Consider the following 16,684-nt stretch of genomic DNA (forward strand, 5'->3'; position numbering starts at 1 on the left):
ACAACATCCGGATGTTCTGGTCGAGCCTGTCTTGACTGCATAGACGCAGATACCAACCACAACACAGAGACCCACTATTATGCCAATCAGCTTAGGGCAAGCCTTTGCCAGGAACTTTCTGGGCAATGCGCCCCAGTGGTACAAGGCCGCTATTCTTCTATTCCTGCTGATCAACCCGATCGCCTTTTACCTCGATCCCTTCATCGCCGGCTGGCTGCTGGTCGTCGAGTTCATCTTCACTCTGGCCATGGCGCTCAAGTGCTATCCGCTGCAACCTGGCGGCCTGCTGGCCATTGAGGCCGTGCTGATCGGCATGACCTCGGCCGAGCAGGTCAAACATGAGCTGGTGGCCAATATCGAGGTACTGCTGCTGCTGGTCTTCATGGTGGCCGGTATCTATTTCATGAAACAACTGCTGCTCTATGTGTTTACCAAGCTGCTGATCAGGATCCACTCCAAGACCCTGCTTTCTTTGGCATTTTGTCTGGTCTCCGCTTTCCTGTCAGCCTTTCTTGACGCCCTCACTGTGATCGCCGTGGTGATCAGCGTCGCCACCGGTTTCTACGCCATCTATCACAAGGTTTCCTCCGGCAAGGAGTTTGGCAACCCGCACGATCACACCGATGATGACGCCGTCAATGAACTCAATCGCCAACATCTGGACGACTTTCGCGCCTTCCTGCGCAGCCTGATGATGCATGCCGCCATCGGTACTGCCCTCGGCGGCGTCTGCACCCTGGTAGGAGAACCGCAGAACCTGATCATCGGCGAACAGGCGGGCTGGAACTTCGGCGAGTTTGCCATTCGCATGTCTCCGGTCACGGTACCGGTGTTTATCTGCGGCCTGCTCACCTGTGTTCTGGTCGAAAAGTGCCGCTGGTTCGGCTACGGCGCCAAGCTGCCGGACGCAGTACGCCGCATCATGGAGGATTACAACCGCTATGAAGAGGCCGGACGTACCGCCCAGGACAAGGCCAAGCTCATAGTGCAAGCAGTGATCGCCCTCTGGCTGATCCTGGGGCTGGCCATGCACCTGGCGGCGGTGGGCCTCATCGGCCTGTCGGTCATCGTGCTGGCTACCTCGCTCACCGGCATCACCGAGGAGCACTCCCTCGGCAAGGCATTCCAGGAGGCGCTGCCCTTTACCGCCCTGCTGGCCGTCTTCTTCAGCGTGGTCGCCGTCATCATCGATCAGCAGCTGTTCAAGCCGGTGATCCAGTGGGTGCTGGCCGCCGAGCCGGACGCCCAGCTCGCGCTCTTCTACCTGGCCAACGGCCTGCTCTCCATGGTCAGTGACAACGTCTTCGTCGGCACCGTCTATATCAACGAGGTGAAGACGGCGCTGCTCAACAACGCCATCAGCCGCGAACAGTTCGAACTGCTGGCCGTGGCCATCAACACCGGGACCAACCTGCCGTCGGTGGCTACCCCCAACGGCCAGGCCGCCTTCCTGTTCATGCTGACCTCTGCGCTGGCACCGCTGCTGCGCCTCTCCTACGGGCGCATGGTGTGGATGGCACTGCCCTATACCCTGGTGCTGGGGCTGGTGGGTTTCTTCTCGGTGGAGATACTGCTCGGGCCGCTTACCGACTGGTTCTATCAGGCTGGCTGGCTGGTGCTCGACAACGTCGCGCCGGCGGCGCTGCCCGCCCTGCATTGATACCATGAGGGCCCATGCGGGCCCTTTCCTTTTGGCCCCTGCTCTGCTCTAATTCAGCCACTGTTTTTTCTGTGAGATCAACCAGATGATAGAGTTTCTGCGCCGTATTGCCGCCCATCGCCTGGCCTGGAGTCTGCTTGCAGCCTCTGCCCTGTTCCTCGAGTTGAGCGCCCTCTTCTTCCAGCATGTGCTGGGCCTGCATCCCTGCGTCATGTGCGTCTATGAGCGGATCGCCACGCTGGGAGTCCTCACCGCAGGGCTGCTCGGCATGGTGGCACCGCAGAAATGGTACGTGCGCTGGAGCGCTCTGCTGTTGTGGGGATCCAGTGCCTTCTGGGGCCTGAAACTGGCGCTCAAGCATGTGGATTATCAGGTCAATCCCTCCCCCTTCAACGTCTGCGAAGGCTTTGTCGACTTCCCGAGCTGGGCGCCGCTGGATCAGTGGATCCCCTGGATGTTCTACCCGGATGGTGATTGCAGCGAGGTCACCTGGCAGTTCCTGAGCTTCTCCATGCCTCAGTGGCTGGTGGCCATCTTCGCCGCCTACCTGCTGGTGTTCGTCGTGGTGGCCATCGGCAATCTGGTCAAGGGTCGTTGCTGCAGCTAAGCCCGATAGCAGTACAAAAAAAGAAGGGAGCCACTGGCTCCCTTCTTTTTTATGTCATTTTGCTTAATCAGCCAGGTGGCAAGGTGCTCAGGACGCCGCCTTGCTGGCGTTAATTCTGGCCTTCACCATGCCGATCACCATGGGCAGCAGCGAAATGCCGATGATGCCGAAGATGAGCAGGGTAAAGTTCTGACGCACCACCGGCAGATTGCCAAAGAAGTGGCCGGCATAGACGAATGAAAGGACCCACAACAGACCACCCACCAGATTGAACGCCAGGAAGCGCGGGTAGGTCATGGCGCCCATACCCGCCACGAAGGGCGCGAAGGTGCGCACGATGGGTAGGAAGCGGGTGATGATGATGGTCTTGCCGCCATGCTTGGCGTAGAAGGCGTGAGTCTTGTCCAGGTAATCCCGCCGGAAGATTTTGGAGTCAGGATTGCGAAACAGCTGCTCGCCGAAGAAGTGACCTATGGTGTAGTTCACCACGTTGCCGAGCACCGCAGCGATGATCAGCACGGCGGCCAGGGTATGCACATCCAGCACGCTGCCCACGGTGAGCGCACCGGCGGCAAACAGCAGGGAATCGCCCGGCAGGAAGGGGGTTACCACCAGTCCGGTCTCGCAGAAGATGATCAGAAACAGGATGGCGTAAACCCAGATCCCATAGTTTTCAAACAGCTCTTTCAAGTGCACGTCGACGTGCAGGATAAAATCAATCGCAAACAGGATCAGATCCATTTTCTCATACCCATAAAGTGAACGGCGTGGAGTCTACGCCAATGCATTGAGCGCCACAATCTCCCCCACCATGCTCTTTCTTATCACGCCCAAACACAACCGGCATGACACTTTTCATCAAATCAACGGGCGATGCAGCGGGCACGGCCAAGGCGGCCTACTCCCGCTCGGTGAGCGCCGCCCTCACGGCACCTGGCAGGCATAACTCCCAACCCCACAACAAGAGCAGCAGCAGGGTCGCATCGTCGAGCCAGCCAACGAATGGCACCACATCGGGGATGAGATCCAGCGGGCTGATGCCGTAGAGCAGGACCAGGATCACCAGCCCCCTGGCCCACCAGGGGGTATCAGGGTGACGAAAACCCCGATAGAGGCGGCGCAAACGCCGCCAGATCAGCCAGCGTCGGGCACCCGGCAAGGCACTCAACTCTCGATCAACTCGTTGCGCAGCCGCTGGATCTGGTCCCGCAGCGCTGCCGCCTGCTCGAACTCCAGATCCCGTGCATGCTGGAACATCTGCTCTTCCATCCGCTTGATCTCCTTGCTGATCTCGCTGGCGGAACGAGCATGGTACTCCCCTTGTGGCTCGGCGGCCTTGCGGCTGCCCCGCCCGCTCTTGCCTGCACTGCGACTGCCTCCCATGTCCATCACATCGCCCACCGACTTGTTGAGACCCGTCGGGGTGATGCCATGTTCGAGGTTGTGGGCATGCTGCAGAGCGCGGCGCCGCTCGGTCTCTTCGATCGCCACCTGCATGGAGTTGGTGATGGTATCCCCGTAGAGAATGACCTTGCCGTTGAGGTTGCGCGCCGCCCGGCCGATGGTCTGGATGAGGGAGCGGGTGGAGCGCAGGAAACCCTCTTTATCCGCATCCAGGATCGCCACCAGCGAGACCTCCGGCATATCGAGCCCCTCCCGCAGCAGGTTGATCCCCACCAGCACGTCGAACTTGCCGAGGCGCAGATCGCGAATGATCTCCACCCGCTCGACGGTGTCGATGTCCGAGTGCAGATAACGCACCCGCACCTCGAGATCCGCCAGGTATTCGGTCAGATCCTCCGCCATCCGCTTGGTGAGGGTGGTGACCAGCACCCGCTCCTCCACCGCCACCCGCTTGCGGATCTCGGAGAGCAGGTCGTCCACCTGGGTGGTGACCGGCCGCACTTCGATCTCGGGGTCGAGCAGGCCGGTGGGGCGCACCACCTGCTGCACTACATCGCCGCCGGACTTCTCCAGCTCGTAGGGGCCGGGGGTGGCCGAGACAAACACCGTCTGCGGCATCAGCGCCTCGAACTCGTCGAACTTGAGCGGCCGGTTGTCCAGCGCCGAGGGGAGCCGGAAGCCGTACTCCACCAGGGTCTCCTTGCGGGATCTGTCCCCTTTGAACATGGCGCCGATCTGCGGCACCGTGACGTGGGATTCGTCGATGATGAGCAGGCCATCCCCCGGCAGATAGTCAAACAGGGTGGGCGGCGGCTCGCCGGGCGCGCGACCGGAGAGGTAACGGCTGTAGTTCTCGATGCCAGAGCAGTAGCCCAGCTCCTGCATCATCTCGATGTCGAACTGGGTACGCTGGCTGATGCGTTGCTCCTCCACCAGCTTGCCCAGCGACAACAGCTGCTCACGGCGGCTCTTGAGCTCCTCCTTGATGTGCTCGATGGCCCCCAAAATGGTCTCGCGCGGGGTGGCATAGTGGGTCTTGGGATAGATGGTGTAGCGCACCACCGTCTGCTCGATGGCACCGGTCAGCGGATCGAACAGGGAGAGGCGCTCCACCTCCTCATCAAACAGCTCCACCCGCAGGGCCAGCTTGTCCGATTCGGCGGGGTAGATGTCGATCACCTCTCCCCGCACCCGGAAGGTGCCGCGCTGGAAGGCCATGTCGTTGCGGGTGTACTGCAGCTCGGCGAGACGGCGCAGGATATCCCGCTGATTGATCAGGTCCCCTACTTTCAGGTGCAGCATCATGCTGAGGTAGGCTTGCGGATCCCCCAGACCGTAGATGGCCGACACCGAGGCGACGATCACCACGTCGCGGCGCTCCAGCAGTGCCTTGGTGGCCGACAGCCGCATCTGCTCGATGTGATCGTTGATGGAGGCATCCTTCTCGATGAAGGTGTCGGTGGTCGGTACATAGGCTTCCGGCTGGTAGTAGTCGTAGTAGGAGACGAAATACTCCACCGAGTTGTCGGGGAAGAACTCCTTCATCTCGCCATAGAGCTGGGCCGCCAGGGTCTTGTTGGGAGCCAGGATCATGGTAGGGCGATTGAGGGTGGCGATGACGTTGGCCATGGTGAAGGTCTTGCCCGAGCCGGTCACTCCGAGCAGGGTCTGATGGGCAAGGCCGGATTCGATGCCATCGAGCAGCTGGGCGATGGCCCTTGGCTGATCCCCGGCGGGTTGAAACTGGCTGGCCAGCTGGAATAACTTGCTCATGACGACTCCCGGCAAAAAAACGCAAGAGCAGAAGTGTACTCCGAGATGGGGTGGGCTGGGTATCCACTCTGCCGGAAGAAGCGGCTATTGACCTCGAAATACGACCTCTGTATGATGCTCCTCCTTGCCTGATGTTCCCCCGTAGTTCAGTCGGTAGAACGGCGGACTGTTAATCCGTATGTCACTGGTTCAAGTCCAGTCGGGGGAGCCAATCTCCTCACCATCTCGGTGCAAGTTATCCACTTTAGTGCTTTCCTCTGCCAATTTTAATGCACAAGCCGCCTCCCGCGGTGACGCCTCCCTTTTGATTCCTCATCCGCCCCGGCAGCGTTTTGTTCTGCTGCGTCTAACTATTTGATTTTTATAGAAACAATTTATCTCAGGTATTTTTTGAACAGTCCTTGCAGCCCAGTATTGGCGCGGGATACAGCCTGATCACCAAGTTTCATAAACAGGGTTATCCACAGATTCTGTGGGTAAGTAGAGCAAAGCCAATGACGGCCTAGGCTGGCAGGCCATTGCCAGCGACGGGCGATGTTTTTCCCTGACGACCTGATTTTCTGCTGTTTTTGAGCGCCCCCCTGAATGGGTTGCCATCGCCGCCGACAGATGCCTTTTGCAGATATCTTTTCGCTATCCCGCACAACATGGGTCACTCCCTCTCGACACCCACCGATCGGCTCCCGGACTCATGCCATCCCCTTCAGTCAGATGTGCTGAAAAACCAGGAAACCGCCCAGCCAAACAGCAGAGAATAAATTTTCAAGCAGAGCGGAAAGACGAGGATCACAGATAGCAGGAATCACTAATTGACAGCGGGGCTGGCAGAGGGAAATAGAGGTCATCACCAGACCCGCCCCGCAATTTCCCTCACACAGGCGGGGCGAGTGGCGGGTTAGTGCCGATTAATCCTCCTTTGACGCTTCTTTATTGGTGAGGGATCCGGCACAATATCGGCCCCACTTTTTTCCTCGGTTTTTCCGGGCATGACCATAGATTTTGTGACACTGCTACATCAAAGCGACTCCCTGCTGCTGTTCGTGGTACTGGCCTTCGGCCTGCTGCTCGGTAAAGTCAGGTTCGGCAACTTCCAGATCGGCAACACCATCGGCGTGCTGTTTACCGCCCTACTGTTCGGCCAGATGGGCTTCGAATTCACCGCCACCACGGAGAACGTCGGCTTCATGCTGTTCATCTTCTGCGTGGGGATAGAAGCGGGGCCGCACTTCTTCAGCGTCTTCCTGCGTGACGGCATCCACTACATCACCCTCACCCTGGTGATCCTGCTGACGGCCCTCTTCCTCACCGTGGGGCTGGCCAAGTTCTTCAACCTCGGGCCGGGCATGGCCGCCGGCATCCTGGCCGGCTCGCTCACCTCGACCCCGGCGCTGGTGGGCGCCCAGGATGCCCTGCGCAGCGGCCTGCTCAACCTGCCCCATCAGACCGACATGCAGTCGGTGCTCGACAACATGGGCATCGGCTATGCACTCACCTATCTGGTGGGACTGGTCGGCCTGATGCTGGTGGTGCGCTACCTGCCCTCGCTGGCACGGCTCGACCTCAACACCGAGGCGCAGAAGATCGCCCGCGAGCGGGGCCTGTCGGACAACGAGAGCCGCAAGACCTACCTTCCCATCATCCGTGCCTACCGGGTCGGCCCGGAGCTGGCAGCCTGGATTGGCGGCCGCACCCTGCGCGAGACCGGCATCTACCCCCACACCGGCTGCTACGTGGAGCGGATCCGCCGCAACGGCATTCTGGCGAGCCCGGATGGCGACGCCGTCATTCAGGAAGGGGACGAGATCGCCCTGGTGGGTTACCCCGAGAGCCACGAGAAGCTCGACGTCAACTACCGCAACGGCAAGGAGGTGTTCGACCGCAACCTGCTTGACCTGCAGATCGTCACCGAAGAGATAGTGGTGAAAAACGATGCGGTGGTGGGTCGCCATCTGGTAGAGCTCAACCTCACCGAGAAGGGCTGCTTCCTCAACCGGGTGGTGCGCTCCCAGATCGAGATGCCGTTCGATCGCAACATCATGCTGCAAAAGGGCGACGTGCTGCAGATCAGTGGCGAGAAGCAGCGGGTCAAGCTGCTTGCCAACAAGATCGGCTTCATCAGCATCCACAGCCAGACCACGGATCTGGTGGCCTTCACCACCTTCTTCGTGCTGGGGCTGCTGATAGGCTCCGTCTCCCTGGTATTCGGCCAGCTCGAATTTGGGCTGGGTAACGCCGTCGGCCTGCTGCTGGCGGGGATCCTGATGGGCTATCTGCGCGCCAACCACCCCACGGTCGGCTACGTACCGCCGGGCGCCCTGCGTCTGGCCAAGGATCTGGGCCTCGCCGTCTTCATGGTGAGCACCGGCCTCAAAGCCGGCGGCGGCATTCTGGACCACCTGAGCCAGGTCGGTGCCGTGGTGCTCTTTTCCGGCATGCTGGTGACCACCCTGCCGGTGCTGGTGGGCTACCTGTTCGGAGTCTGGGTGCTGAAGATGAACCCGGCCCTGCTGCTCGGCGCCATCACGGGGGCCCGCACCTGCGCCCCGGCCATGGACGTGGTGAACGAGGCAGCCAACAGCTCCATCCCGGCGCTCGGCTATGCCGGCACCTATGCGGTGGCCAACGTCATGCTGACCCTGGCGGGCTCCTTCATCATCGGCTTCTGGTTCTAGCGCCGACGATCCAGCACCAAGTACACCAACTCAAGGGGAGCCGTTATGGCTCCCCTTTTCGTTCATGCCGCTCTCCTCTTCGCCTAAGCCCCATCGCCTCGCCCCCGCAGGATAGGGCCTATCGTGCTATGCGCCCCTCACCGACCAAACCCAATGAGCTAAAGCGCCCGCCCCATGCCGCTTACACTCAATGAAACACACGAGGGCATCGTCATGATACGGTTATGGATCCTTCTGGGCTGGCTGCTGTGCGGCCCGCTGCAGGCCGCCACGGCAGCGCAAACCTCCCCCGCAGAGGAAGCCGACCCCGAGCCGGCCGCCCTGGCCTTCAGCAGCGATCAGCTGGCCCAGCCCCTGCTTGGTGATCTCGATGCCATGCTGGCACGGCGCACCATCCGGGTGCTCACCACCTACAACAAGACCGGCTATTTCATCTACAAGGGGGTGCAGCGAGGCGTCACTTACGACGCCTTCATCGAGGTGGAGAAGCGGCTCAACGAGCAGCTGCGCAAGCAAAAGAGCCTCAAGCGCCATCTCAAGCTGCACCTGGTCTTCATCCCGGTAGCGCGCGAGGCCCTGCTGGAAGCCCTCATCGCAGGCAAGGGCGACATCGCCGCCGCCAACCTCACCATCACCGAGCGGCGCAAACTGCAGGGGGTGCGCTTTACCGATCCTCTGCTGGAGAACGTGCGGGAGCTGCTCATCTCGGGACCGGTCTCCCCCAAGGTGGAGAGCGCCGCCGATCTGGCCGGCCAACGGGTCTATGTGCGCCCCTCCTCCAGCTACTTCGAGAGCCTCACGGCCTACAACCAGGCGCGCAAGGCGGCGGGAGAACCGCTTGTCGACATCCAGCCGGCCCCGGAGGCGCTGGAAGATGAAGATCTGGTGGAGATGGTCAATGCCGGCCTGCTGCCCTTCATCGTCATGGACGAACACAAGGCCCGGTTCTGGCAGAAGATCTTCCCCGCCATCCGCATCCATGAACAGCCGGTGTTCCGGCAAGGGGGGGTCATCGCCTGGGCGGTGCGCAAGGAGAGCCCGCAACTGCTGGCCATGCTCAACGAACAGATAGCCGCCCTGCGCGGCAAACACAGCGGTGACGCCATCCTGGCCCGCTATCTCAAGCAGAACAAATTCGTCAAGAGCGCCGCCGCCGACGCCGAGCGCCAGAAGTTTCTGCAGGTGGTGGATCTGTTTCGCGAATATGGCGAGAAATACGAGGTGGACTGGCTGCTGATGGCGGCCCAGGGCTATCAGGAGTCGGCCCTCAATCACAAGGCGCGCAGCCACGTCGGCGCCATCGGCATCATGCAGATCATGCCCGCCACCGGCAAGGGGCTCAAAGTGGGCGACATCCGCCAGCTCGAGCCCAACATTCACGGCGGCGTCAAATACATGCGCTGGATGATCGACCACTACTATGCAGACGAGCCCATGACGGCCCTCGACAAGGCGCTCTTCTCGTTCGCCTCCTACAACGCCGGCCCCGCCCGGGTGGCACGGCTGCGCACCGAGGCCAAGAAACGGGGGCTGGATCCCAACGTCTGGTTTCACAACGTCGAGTACGTGGCGGCGGAGAAGATAGGGCCGGAGACGGTCACCTACGTCGGCAACATCTACAAGTACTACATCGCCTACAAGCTGGTGATGGAGCAGTTGCAGCGCAGGCAGCAGGCGACCGAGGCCATCAAGCAGCAGGGCGCCGGTGGCGACCAGGTCTCCGCCGCACCCGCATCACAGGGATAAGCCAGCCCTTCATCCGCGCGGCTCCCCGTCAGACGGGGAGCCTCCCGTCTTTTCAACCGTTGCCGCAGTACCATCCTGACCTCCTTCAGCCCCGTCATGGCCCAACCTCACCCTGCCGTGACCAGAATGAACACAATGACCACAACAGCCTTAATAGCCATTACGGTCAGATTGTTTGCCGACCAAACACGATTAATTAACCTTCCCGCAACAATCACAAGGAGTACACCATGTTGCAAGGAACCCTCAAACGCACGTTGCTCTGCTGCCTGCTGGGCGCCAGCCTCGGCGCCCAGGCCAAGATCGACGAAATCCACTTCCTCATTCCGGGCGGCGCCGGCGGCGGCTGGGACAACACCGCCCGCGGCACCGGCGAGGCGCTGACCAAATCCGGCCTCATCACCACCGCCTCCTACCAGAACATCTCGGCCGGTGGCGGTGCCAAGGCCATCGCCCACCTCATCGAGACGTCGGCCCAGTCCGACAAGACCCTGATGGTCAACTCCACCCCCATCATCGTCAAATCCCTCTCCAAGGAGCTGCCGCAATCGTTCCGGGATCTCACCCCGGTGGCCGCCATCATCGCCGACTACCAGGCGCTGGCCGTGCCGCTGGACTCCCCCTACCAGAGCTGGCCCCAACTGCTGGCCGCCTATCAGGAGAACCCCGCCAAGGTGAAGATTGCCGGCGGCTCCGCCCGTGGCAGCCTGGATCATCTGGTGGCGGCCATGACCTTCAAGAATGCCGGGGCCGATGCCGGCAAGCTGCGCTACGTGGCCTATGACGCCGGCGGCAGCGCCATGGCGGCGGTGCTGGCGGGGGAAACCCAGGTGCTCTCCACCGGCTTTGGCGAAGCGATGGAGGCGGTCAAGTCGGGCCAGATGCGGATCCTCGGCATGACGGCCCCGACCCGGATGCCGGATGCGAGCGAGGTGCCCACCTTCAGCGAGCAGGGCAACCCCACGGTCTTTGCCAACTGGCGCGGCTATTTCGCCTCCCCTGCCGTCAGCGCCGACAAGTCGGCCGAATTCGCAGCCCTGCTCAAGCAGATGTATGACAAGCCGGAGTGGGAGACGGTCCGCGCCCGCAACAACTGGACCAATCTCTACCAGGCCGGCCCCGAGTTCACCGCCTTTCTGATCCAGCAGGAGCAGCAGATCGGCGGCCTGATGCGCGAACTCGGCTTCATCAAGTAATCCCACTGTCGGCGGGCCTGGCCCGCCCATCGGAGTCATCCCATGCATCTGACCAAGGAGCGACTCGGGGGGCTGCTGTTTTTGCTGCTCTCCCTCGCCTACGGCTATCACGCCACCCAGATCCCCGGCTACCCCGGGGACGAATATGAACCCTTCACCGCCAGCACCCTGCCCTATGCCCTGGCCGGTGCCGGCGCCCTGCTCTCCCTGCTGCTGATCTGCTTTCCGGGCGGCGAGCGACTGCAGCGCGAAACCGGCAACTGGCGGCTGGTGTTTGCCCTGCTGCTGCTGATGCTGGCTTACGGCCTGGCCCTTGGCTGGCTCGGCTTTCTGGTCGCCACCACCCTGTTTCTCATCGGCGGGATCCGGCTGATGGGCGAGCAGAGCCTCGCCTTTGCCTGCAAGGTGAGCCTGCCGTTCACTCTCATCTTCTGGGCCCTGCTCACCAAGGGGCTCAACGTCTACCTCGAGCCGGGCCGGCTGTTCACCCAGTTGCTGGGATAAGGAGAACCCATGTTAGACGGCATTCTGCAAGGACTGGGCACCGCCATGATGCCCATCAACATCTTCATGGTGATCGTCGGCTGTTTCGTCGGCACCTTCATCGGCATGCTGCCGGGCCTCGGGCCCGTCACCGCCATCGCCCTGATGATCCCCATCACCTACGGGCTGGATCCCGCCTCCGGCATCATCCTGATGGCCGGGGTCTATTACGGCTCCATGTTCGGCGGCTCCACCTCCTCCATCCTGATCAACACCCCGGGCTGCTCCGCCAGCATGATCACCGCCATCGACGGCTATCCGCTGGCCTGCAAGGGGCAGGCGGGCAAGGCGCTGGCCATCGCCGCCTACGCCTCCTTCACCGGCGGCACCCTGTCCGCCATCTTCCTGATGGTGGCGGCGCCGCTGCTGGCCAAGGTCTCCCTCTCGTTCCAGTCGGCGGACTACTTCGCCCTGATGGTGCTGGGGCTCTCGGCGGTGGCGGCCTTTGCCGGCAAGGGCCAGGTGCTCAAGGCGCTGATCATGGCGCTGTTCGGCATCATGCTCTCCACCGTCGGCATCGACCGCAGCGTCGGGGTGGACAGATTCACCTTCGGTCTGCCGGACTTGCGCGACGGCTTCTCCTTCCTGCTGCTGGCCATGGCCACCTTCGCCCTGGCGGAGATCCTGATGACGGTGCTGCGCCCGGGCAAGGACACCAGCAAGGAGGAGGCGCGCAAGATCCAGCAGCTCGGATCCCTCAAGCTGAGCAGGGACGAAGTCAAAGAGATAGCGCCCCCCATCGCCCGCTCCTCGGTGATGGGTTTCCTCATCGGCGTGCTGCCGGGGGCCGGCGCCACCATCGCCTCCTTCATGGCCTATGGCGCCGAGCGCAACTTCGCCAGCAAGCGCAGGCAGGAGCAGTTCGGCAAGGGCAGCCTGACCGGTATCGCCGCGCCGGAAGCGGCCAACAACGCAGCCTCCAGCGGGGCCTTCGTGCCGCTGCTGACCCTGGGGATCCCGGGCTCCGGCACCACGGCGCTGATGCTGGGGGCCCTTATCGCCTACGGCATCCAGCCGGGCCCGCGCCTGTTCATGGAGCACCCGGACGTGTTCTGGTCGGTGATCATCTCCATGTATCTGGGCAACGTGGTGCTCTTGATCCTTAACCTGCCGCTCATCCCCTATCTGGCCAAGATCCTGCAGGTGCCGCGCCCGGTGCTCATCCCCATGGTGCTGCTGTTTTCGCTGATCGGGGTCTATCTGGTCTCCTTCAACACCATGGACATCTATGTGATGGCGCTGGTGGCGCTGATCGCCATCGGCCTGCGCCTGCTGGACTTCCCCATGGCGCCCATGTTGCTCGGCTTTATTCTGGGGGGCATGCTGGAGGACAACCTGCGCCGGGCGCTGGTGATCAACGACGGCTCCCTGAGCTTCCTGTGGGAACGCCCCATCACCCTCGCCTTTACGCTGATCACTCTGGTGATGCTGCTGTTGCCGGTGTGGCAGTGGTGGCAGGCGCGCCGCGCACCGGCCGCCACACTGCAATCCGAGCCGAGCTGAGTTGGCGCATCCCACGCAGCAAAAGAGCGCCGAAAGGCGCTCTTTTTATTGGCAAGACGAAATGGGTGGCAATTCGCTCAGGGCTGGCGATAACGCCGCTCCGGCCGGCCCACTGTGCCGTACTCCAGCTCCGGGCTCGCCAACTGCTGGCCCACCAGAAACTCCAGATAGCGGCGCGCCGTGGTACGGCTCACCCCGACCCGGCCGCCAATCTCCTCGGCGCTGGCTCCCTGCGATCCCAGCGCCGCCAGCACCCGCTGCAGGGTGAGCCCGTCAATCCCCTTGGGCAGGCCGCCCGCCGCCACCTGCTGCAACGGCGTCCCCAGCAGGGCGTCCACCGCCTGCTGATCGATGTCGGCCAGCGCCGCCAGAGCGGCGCGGTTCTGGCAATATTTGTCGAGGGTGTCGCGCAGCCGCTCGAACACCACGGGCTTGAGGATGAAATCCACCACCCCGAGCCGCATCGCCTCCTGCAGGGCACTCGCCTCCCGCGCCGCGGTGAGCAGTATCACGTCGAGAGAAGCCCCCGCCTGGCGCAGCTCTCGCAGCAGGGCAAAGCCCTCGCCATCGGGCAACCAGACATCCAGCAGCACCAGATCGGGTTTGAGGATCTCTATCTGCTCCCTGGCATCGAACAGGGTGAGCGCCACCCCCAGCACCTCGAAACCCGCCAGCCGCTGCACGAAGCGGCGGTGGATCTCGGCAATGGCCGGGTCATCCTCGACGATCAGGATCTTGATCACTCACACCTCCTTGGGAATGTAACAGACGACGCAACTCCCCTGCGTCGTGGCTTCGATGGTGATGGTCCCCTGCAGGGCATCCAGGGTCTTGCGCACCAGCGCGAGGCCGATGCCGTGATCCGGCTCCGCCTTGCTGCTGACCCCACGCTCGAACAGGCGATCAGCCAGCGCGGGATCGATCCCCCCCGCCCCGTCTTCCACCTCCAGGATCAGATCCTGGCCGAGATCGCTCAGCGCCACCCGCACCGGCTGGTAGGGGGCACCGTGGCGACGGGTCGCCTCGAAGGCATTGTCGATGAGATTGCCCAGCACCGTCACCAGCTGGGAGCCGCTGACGCGAAGGGGGATGTCGTGCAGGCGGGAATCCGGGTCCACCTCCAGCACCAGCCCCAGCTCGTGAGCCCTGTGGTATTTGCCGAGCAGCAGGCCGGCCACCTTGGGCTTGGCGATGGCGCTCAGCAAGAAGCTGAGCAGGCTCTGCTCGGTGGCCGCCTCCCGCCCGATGAAGGCGAGCGCCTCGCGGGTGGCCCCGAGCTCGATGAGCCCGGCGATGGTGCCAAGCTGGTTGTGGTGTTCGTGGGTCTGCACCCGCAGCAGATCGCTGTAGGCCTGCACCTGGGAGAGCTGGGCGCTCAGTTCGGCCAGCTCGTCCTTGCGCCGAAAGCTCGACACCGCGCCGATCAGCTTGCCATCGCGCACCAGCGGCAGCCGGTTAACGATGAGGGACTGGCCGTTGAGCACTATCTCCTCGTCAAACTGCGGACGTGGATCCTGAATGAGGGAGAGCATGCGACTCTCTGGCAGCAGCCGGGTGACGGGCTGGCCGATGGCGGCCCGGGCCGTCTGCTCGTCAAGGCGCAGCAAACGGATGCCATTGGGATTGAGGGAGGTGAGCCGGCCCTGCTCGTCGATGGTGAGGATCCCCTCGCGCACGGTGCGCAGGGTGCAGTCAAGTTCGGCATAGAGGCGGCCGATCTGCTCGGGCTCAAAGCCAAGGATGGCACGTTTGTAACGGCGGGCCAGCCAGGCGGCGGCCAGGCTGTTGAGCAGCACGATGAGCAGGGTCATGGCGAGGCCAAAGCGCAGAAACCCCTGCAGATCCGCCTCGATATCCCGCACCAGATAACCGACCGAGACCACCCCGATGATCTGACCGAGCTCATCGCGGATGGGGCTCTTGCCGCGCACCGAGACCCCGAGGGATCCTTGCGCGCGGGAGATGTAGGCCTCCCCCTGCAGCGCCCGCCTCGGATCATCCCCCATCATGGGCTGGCCGATGCGATCCGCATTGGGGTGCACCAGCCGGCGCGCGTCTTTATCGCCGATGACGATATAGCTGGCACCGACCTCGGCGCGGATCCGCTCCACCAGCACGTTGAGACGGGCGGTATCGGCCCGCTTCACCCCGGCCAGCACGCCAGGCTCGCGGGCCACCAGCCGCGCCACGTCGAGGGCCTGATCCCCCACCTCGCGGTAGCGCTGCTCGGACACATAGTAGTAACTGGCCCCGCTCAGCAGCACCAGCTGCAGCAGACTGACCAGACAGAGCATGAGGAGGATGCGTCCTTGCAACCCCAGCTTCATGCCTCCTTGTCGCCTCGCAACAAGTCGAGCAGCAGGCTGCCGTCGCGCAGGGCCTTGTGCACCTGCACCGAGGTGGGCTTGGTGGGATCTTCGTAGAAGTGGGTGGATTCAATCTGCAGCCGCACCAGGTATTCGGCCGGCAGCTGGCTTGCCAGCGACTGGTGCAGCATGGGGAACAGCAGCCGATCGGCGCGGGTGATTTCCCCCCCCAGCAGCAGCTTGCCCGGATTGAGCAGGCAGATGAGGTTGGAGAGCACCCGGGAGAGCCGCCCCGCCGCCTGATGGAGGATGTCCTGGCAGAGGCTGTTGCCCGCCAGCGCCAGCTCGCACAGCTCACGAATGGTGACGCTCTCGGGCAGATCGTACTCCTGCATCCGCTCGCGCAGATCCCGGTACTGGGCTTCGAGCGCCTGATTGGTCACCAGGGTGCAGGCACAGCCAAAGCCGCCGCAATAGCAGCGCTGACCGTAGGGCTCAAGCTGCAGGTGGCTGAGATCGCCGAGCAGGGCCGACTCGCTCTCGATGAGCTGGCCGTTGACCACCATGCCGACCCCGATGTCGTTGTGCACGAACACCAGCACCGCATCGGCGCAGTTCTTGGCGGCCCCCCACTCACGCTCGGCCTGGATCCAGGTGCGCACGTCGCCACTCACCAGCACGGGCACCGCGAACGCCTCCTGCAGGGTGGGGCCGAGCGGCCAGTTGCGCAGATCGTAGAAGGGGAAGTGTTTGACCATGCCGGAGTGGCGCTCCACCTGCCCCGGCAGACAGAGGGCGATGCAGGCGAGGCGCAGCGCCTTCTTGGGCAAGAAGCCCTCGATGGCCCGCACCAGGCTGGCCAGCAGGTCGGCGCGCTCCCCTTCGCTGAAGACATGGCGATGACGGGCAAGCGAGCGGCCGGCCAGATCGAACAGCGCCATGTCCACATAACCGCGACCAAGGCGCATGGAGAGAAACTGGAAGCGGCGCTCGTTGATGCGCAGCAAGGTCTGGCGGCGACCGCGCCCCACCGAGCTCTCGCCACAGGTGACCACCAGGCCGCCGTCGAGCAATTCGCGGGTGATCTTGGTGATGCTGGCAGGCGAAAGGCCGGTCAAGCGGGAGAGATCGGTACGGGACAGCTCCTTGTGCTCCTCCAGGCTGGCGTAGACCAGGCCATAGTTGAGCTGACGGATCAAATCGATACTGCCTTTCACGATCTCATTCATAGGGTACGGGGCAAGGGCTGACACAGAGGGGGCCAATTTTCACAT

Annotated in this window: 13 protein-coding genes and 1 tRNA gene; 8 read left to right on the plus strand and 6 right to left on the minus strand. The window is 62.9% G+C overall.

Translation table 11 applies throughout. The features are described from left to right. The first annotated feature begins 79 nt into the window (after positions 1-79). Together nhaB and dsbB are read left to right on the plus strand one after the other, a co-directional pair. Positions 80-1,660 (plus strand): Na(+)/H(+) antiporter NhaB, encoded by a 1,581-nt coding sequence (gene nhaB, locus C2U40_RS11075; protein WP_103826804.1) that lies wholly within the window; start codon positions 80-82, stop codon positions 1,658-1,660. A gap of 85 nt (positions 1,661-1,745) precedes the next feature. After that, the gene (gene dsbB / locus C2U40_RS11080; protein WP_016350563.1) at positions 1,746-2,267 is read left to right on the plus strand and encodes a disulfide bond formation protein DsbB; all 522 of its coding nucleotides are present in this window, start codon (positions 1,746-1,748) and stop codon (positions 2,265-2,267) included. An 87-nt stretch (positions 2,268-2,354) separates the two neighbouring features. Here the strand turns inward: dsbB and C2U40_RS11085 are convergent, their stop codons facing one another. From C2U40_RS11085 to uvrB, 3 genes are all read right to left on the minus strand, one after another. After that, entirely contained in the window at positions 2,355-3,008 is a 654-nt protein-coding gene (locus C2U40_RS11085) for a DedA family protein (RefSeq protein WP_103826803.1), read from the minus strand. 157 nt (positions 3,009-3,165) lie between these two features. Beyond that, a complete protein-coding gene (locus tag C2U40_RS11090) occupies positions 3,166-3,435 on the minus strand; it encodes a YkvA family protein (protein WP_103826802.1) in 270 nt (89 codons plus the stop codon). Then, positions 3,432-5,444: an excinuclease ABC subunit UvrB gene (gene uvrB / locus C2U40_RS11095; RefSeq protein ID WP_103826801.1), complete on the minus strand. Its 2,013-nt coding sequence runs from the start codon at positions 5,442-5,444 to the stop codon at positions 3,432-3,434. The genes C2U40_RS11090 and uvrB overlap by 4 nt, the downstream gene beginning before the upstream one ends. A 135-nt stretch (positions 5,445-5,579) precedes the next feature. On the opposite strand from uvrB, the gene C2U40_RS11100 reads away from it, so the two are divergent. The 6 genes from C2U40_RS11100 (at position 5,580) to C2U40_RS11130 (ending at position 13,104) form a co-directional block, all read left to right on the plus strand. Continuing rightward, positions 5,580-5,655, plus strand: a tRNA-Asn gene (locus tag C2U40_RS11100). Positions 5,656-6,430: 775 nt separating this feature from the next. After that, the gene (locus C2U40_RS11110; RefSeq protein WP_011706282.1) at positions 6,431-8,116 is read left to right on the plus strand and encodes an aspartate:alanine antiporter; all 1,686 of its coding nucleotides are present in this window, start codon (positions 6,431-6,433) and stop codon (positions 8,114-8,116) included. 213 nt (positions 8,117-8,329) lie between these two features. Then, entirely contained in the window at positions 8,330-9,862 is a 1,533-nt protein-coding gene (locus C2U40_RS11115; protein WP_103826893.1) for a lytic transglycosylase F, read from the plus strand. A gap of 230 nt (positions 9,863-10,092) precedes the next feature. Beyond that, positions 10,093-11,058: a tripartite tricarboxylate transporter substrate binding protein gene (locus tag C2U40_RS11120; RefSeq protein ID WP_029301042.1), complete on the plus strand. Its 966-nt coding sequence runs from the start codon at positions 10,093-10,095 to the stop codon at positions 11,056-11,058. A 42-nt stretch (positions 11,059-11,100) separates the two neighbouring features. Beyond that, on the plus strand, positions 11,101-11,562 hold the full coding sequence (locus tag C2U40_RS11125; RefSeq protein WP_039215220.1) for a tripartite tricarboxylate transporter TctB family protein: 462 nt from the start codon (positions 11,101-11,103) through the stop codon (positions 11,560-11,562). A 9-nt stretch (positions 11,563-11,571) separates the two neighbouring features. After that, complete coding sequence (locus tag C2U40_RS11130; protein WP_103826800.1) at positions 11,572-13,104, plus strand: tripartite tricarboxylate transporter permease; 1,533 nt, start codon at positions 11,572-11,574, stop codon at positions 13,102-13,104. Between the two features lie 77 nt (positions 13,105-13,181). On the opposite strand, the gene C2U40_RS11135 is transcribed toward C2U40_RS11130, so the two are convergent. Genes C2U40_RS11135 through C2U40_RS11145 form a run of 3 tightly spaced genes read right to left on the minus strand, consistent with a single transcriptional unit; the run spans position 13,182 to position 16,639 of the window. Further along, on the minus strand, positions 13,182-13,847 hold the full coding sequence (locus C2U40_RS11135) for a response regulator (RefSeq protein ID WP_103826799.1): 666 nt from the start codon (positions 13,845-13,847) through the stop codon (positions 13,182-13,184). Continuing rightward, a complete protein-coding gene (locus C2U40_RS11140; protein ID WP_103826798.1) occupies positions 13,848-15,431 on the minus strand; it encodes an ATP-binding protein in 1,584 nt (527 codons plus the stop codon). Next, complete coding sequence (locus C2U40_RS11145; RefSeq protein ID WP_024944477.1) at positions 15,428-16,639, minus strand: ROK family transcriptional regulator; 1,212 nt, start codon at positions 16,637-16,639, stop codon at positions 15,428-15,430. Before C2U40_RS11145 ends, C2U40_RS11140 begins: the two co-directional genes overlap by 4 nt. Positions 16,640-16,684: the final 45 nt, after the last annotated feature.

This window comes from Aeromonas sp. ASNIH4 (assembly GCF_002934425.1).
In the GTDB taxonomy this organism is placed as follows: Bacteria; Pseudomonadota; Gammaproteobacteria; order Enterobacterales; family Aeromonadaceae; genus Aeromonas; species Aeromonas hydrophila.

Excerpts from the sequence above, each read along its gene's own strand:
- C2U40_RS11085 (WP_103826803.1), bottom strand. The coding sequence starts at position 3,008 with ATGGATCTGATCCTGTTTGCGATTGATTTTATCCTGCACGTCGACGTG.
- C2U40_RS11120 (WP_029301042.1), top strand. The coding sequence starts at position 10,093 with ATGTTGCAAGGAACCCTCAAACGCACGTTGCTCTGCTGCCTGCTGGGC.
- C2U40_RS11115 (WP_103826893.1), top strand. The coding sequence starts at position 8,330 with ATGATACGGTTATGGATCCTTCTGGGCTGGCTGCTGTGCGGCCCGCTG.
- C2U40_RS11145 (WP_024944477.1), bottom strand. The coding sequence starts at position 16,639 with ATGAATGAGATCGTGAAAGGCAGTATCGATTTGATCCGTCAGCTCAAC.
- uvrB (WP_103826801.1), bottom strand. The coding sequence starts at position 5,444 with ATGAGCAAGTTATTCCAGCTGGCCAGCCAGTTTCAACCCGCCGGGGAT.
- C2U40_RS11125 (WP_039215220.1), top strand. The coding sequence starts at position 11,101 with ATGCATCTGACCAAGGAGCGACTCGGGGGGCTGCTGTTTTTGCTGCTC.
- C2U40_RS11130 (WP_103826800.1), top strand. The coding sequence starts at position 11,572 with ATGTTAGACGGCATTCTGCAAGGACTGGGCACCGCCATGATGCCCATC.
- nhaB (WP_103826804.1), top strand. The coding sequence starts at position 80 with ATGCCAATCAGCTTAGGGCAAGCCTTTGCCAGGAACTTTCTGGGCAAT.
- dsbB (WP_016350563.1), top strand. The coding sequence starts at position 1,746 with ATGATAGAGTTTCTGCGCCGTATTGCCGCCCATCGCCTGGCCTGGAGT.
- C2U40_RS11110 (WP_011706282.1), top strand. The coding sequence starts at position 6,431 with ATGACCATAGATTTTGTGACACTGCTACATCAAAGCGACTCCCTGCTG.
- C2U40_RS11140 (WP_103826798.1), bottom strand. The coding sequence starts at position 15,431 with ATGAAGCTGGGGTTGCAAGGACGCATCCTCCTCATGCTCTGTCTGGTC.